Genomic DNA, 2,678 nt, shown 5'->3' on the forward strand with positions numbered 1-2,678 from the left:
CCGCCGCCCGCCGCCCGCCGCCCGGCTTCCGGCTAGGGGAGGGTCGGCCTGCTGCCTGCCGCCCGCGTCTCAGCCGAGAGAAGCCGGTCCGCCGCCCGCCGTCCGGCGCTCATCCGAGGAGGGCGAACCTGATGTCCGCCACCCGGCCTTCAGCCGGGATGCTGACATGTCGTTCTCCGCCCACACCTTCAGGCGGCCCCGCACGACCTCCTCCGCCCGGCCTTCAGGCGGGCCGGTTTTCGGGTGGGAAGTGACAGCGCGCGGCTTATCGTCCAATCTTCGGGCGGGAAGATCCAGCGTCCGGTTCGCCATCCGGTCTCCGCACGGGAAGGGCTAATACGCCTCTCATCGCCCGGCTTTCAGGCGAGGAGGACCAGTGCGCGGTTCGCCGTCCGGTTCCCCAGGCGGGGAGGGCCAGGCCCGCAGTTTCTCATCCGGTCTTTGGGTGGGAAGGGGCAGCCCGTGGTCCCTCGTCCGGTTTTCGGGGGAAGGACCAGTGTGCGGTCCACCGTCCGGCTTCCGGGCGGGAAGGGCCAGCACGCCGCTCATCGCCCGGCTTTGAGGCGAGGAGAGGCAGGGTGATGTCCCCTTCCACCTGGCCCAGTCTTCCCGGTCTGCGTCTGCCCGGTCTGCCCGGTTCTCAGTCGGGGACGGCCAGCATGACGTCCGAGGCCTTGATCATGGCGACGACCTCCCGGCCTTCGGACAGCCTCAGCTCGCGCGCAGCCTCGGCCGTGATGGACGCGACCATGCGCACGCCGCTCGCGTCCAGTTCGACGTTGGCCGTCGCCTCGCCCTCCGTGACGCCCACGACTCTGGCCCGGACCTGATTACGCGCACTCAGCCGCATCATGCCTCCTCCCGGTCGCTGCCGAATCCGTGACCTGCGGAGACGTTCCCACTGGGCAGCACACTCATACCGGGCAGAGGAACTGCGGGCCTGGCCCTTCCCGCCCGGGAGCCGACGCGGCGGCGCGGGAAGGCGAGGCGGGGGCGCGGGAGGGCGAGGCGGGCGGCGGGTCTAACCGGGGCGGCGGTTCGCGTGGGCGAAGGCCAGGGCCTCGTGGGCCAGGGCCGGCCAGTCGCGGTCGGAGTCCGGGGCGAGGCTGAGCCACTCTCGCATCGGCGTGCCCTTGTTCGCGTCGAATCGCACGCCCTCGTCGGCGGAGACCAGCTCCTCGACCCGGTCGGCGGGCAGTTTGAGCACCAGGTGGCCGCGGACGAACATCGCGAAGATCTTGCCGTGGCAGCGTAGCGCCGTGCGGCCGAAGCCGCGGCCGTCGCTTGGCGGGTCGACGCCGTCGAGTGCGGTCATCTCCTCCACCAGGTCCGTATAGCGGTCTTGCAGGTCCGCATAGCGGTCTTGCGGCCCCGCCGCCCGCCCGTCCTCTCCGCTCACGCCCGTCAGCCTAAACACCACCACCGACACTTCCCCCCGCCCGTCCACAGGTCGATCAGAGCTTCTCGGCCAGGCGGGTGAGGATGCGGGCCGCCGGTTCCGCGGTCGCGTGGCGGTGGCCCGTGCCCGCCCACAGGTGGAGCGCCTCCTGGTCGTTCGCCGCCGCAGCAGCCTTGCGCAGTGGGCTGGTCAGATGGTGTACGGCAGGGTAGCCCGACGGGGCGTCGTCGCCGTGTCGATCGGTGAAGCGGTTGCGCAGCCCGCGTGCGGGACGGCCGGTGAACGCCCGGGTCACGACGGTGCGGTCACGCGACGGGTCGGCCAGCGCCGCGCGGTGGGGTTCGGAGGCGCCGCTCTCGTCCGTCCGCAGCAGGACCGTGCCGACCATGGCCGCGACCGCGCCCGCTCGCAGCGCCTCGGCGACGTCGTCCGGTGTGGCCAGCCCGCCCGCCGCGACCAGCGGGAGCCCGGTCACCTGCCGTACCCGGGAGATCAGTTCGGTGAGCGGGATCTCCTCCGGCAGACGCTCCGGCGTGAGCGTGCCCGAGTGCGCGCCCGCCGCCGAGCACTGGACGAACAGCAGCCCGGCTCCCGCCTCCTCGGCCCGCCGGGACTCCTCGGCCGACGTGACGGTCTGGGCGACCAGGCTGCCGGCGGCGCGCAGGGCCGCGACCACGGCCGGCTCCGGCACCCCGAACGTGAAACTCACGACCGGAACGGGATCGGCGAGCAGCAGGTCGATCTTGTCCCTCCAGTGGTCGTCGTCCTCGACCGGTTCGCCGGCGGTCAGGTCCAGCCCGTACGGCTCGGCCTCGGGCTGGATCGCCCGTGCGTACCGGCGGTACGCCTCGGCGTCCACGGGCACCGGGTTGGGCGCGAACACATTGACCCCGAACGGCACACCCTCGGCCCGTACGGCGGCGATCTGACCGGCCAGCACCTCGGGCGTCTTGTATCCGGCGGCGAGGAAACCCAGGCCGCCTGCCCGCGCGGCGGCCGTGACCAGCGCGGGCGTGCCGGCTCCTCCGGCCATCGGCGCCGCGAGCACCGGAACGGTCAGGCCGAGATCGGATAGCGGCGAACCCATGTTTCTCCCCATCGCGGTCGGCGGGCGGATCGGATCGGTACGGCAGGGCACCGTCCCATGACGTCAGACTTCCATCGTGCGACACGCGCCGCCCCTCCTGCCCGACTCCCTCCTATGCGACCGCGTGCCGCAGATGTACGGCGCCCGGTCTCGGTGGCGGGTGCTGGCCCGTCGAAGGTATCGGTGATCTTC

3 protein-coding genes are annotated in these 2,678 nt (G+C 72.6%); all 3 read right to left on the reverse strand.

All coding sequences use genetic code 11. From position 1 onward, the window contains the following. Positions 1–640: 640 nt before the first annotated feature. The 3 genes from ACFFNX_RS47205 to ACFFNX_RS47215 all read right to left on the reverse strand — a co-directional run bounded on the left by ACFFNX_RS47205 (position 641) and on the right by ACFFNX_RS47215 (position 2,486). Positions 641–853 (reverse strand): TOBE domain-containing protein, encoded by a 213-nt coding sequence (locus tag ACFFNX_RS47205; RefSeq protein WP_378212934.1) that lies wholly within the window; start codon positions 851–853, stop codon positions 641–643. A 168-nt stretch (positions 854–1,021) separates the two neighbouring features. Continuing rightward, positions 1,022–1,399, reverse strand: a complete 378-nt coding sequence (locus ACFFNX_RS47210) for a hypothetical protein (protein ID WP_378212936.1) — start codon at positions 1,397–1,399, stop codon at positions 1,022–1,024. A 55-nt stretch (positions 1,400–1,454) separates the two neighbouring features. Continuing rightward, positions 1,455–2,486 (reverse strand): nitronate monooxygenase, encoded by a 1,032-nt coding sequence (locus ACFFNX_RS47215; protein WP_378212937.1) that lies wholly within the window; start codon positions 2,484–2,486, stop codon positions 1,455–1,457. Positions 2,487–2,678 lie beyond the last annotated feature (192 nt).

The organism is Actinoallomurus acaciae (genome assembly GCF_042429965.1).
GTDB classification, from domain to species: Bacteria; Actinomycetota; Actinomycetes; order Streptosporangiales; family Streptosporangiaceae; genus Actinoallomurus; species Actinoallomurus acaciae.

What these genes read in the sequence shown, in the direction of transcription:
- ACFFNX_RS47205 (WP_378212934.1), bottom strand. Translation starts at nt 853, where the DNA reads ATGATGCGGCTGAGTGCGCGTAATCAGGTCCGGGCCAGAGTCGTGGGC.
- ACFFNX_RS47215 (WP_378212937.1), bottom strand. Translation starts at nt 2,486, where the DNA reads ATGGGTTCGCCGCTATCCGATCTCGGCCTGACCGTTCCGGTGCTCGCG.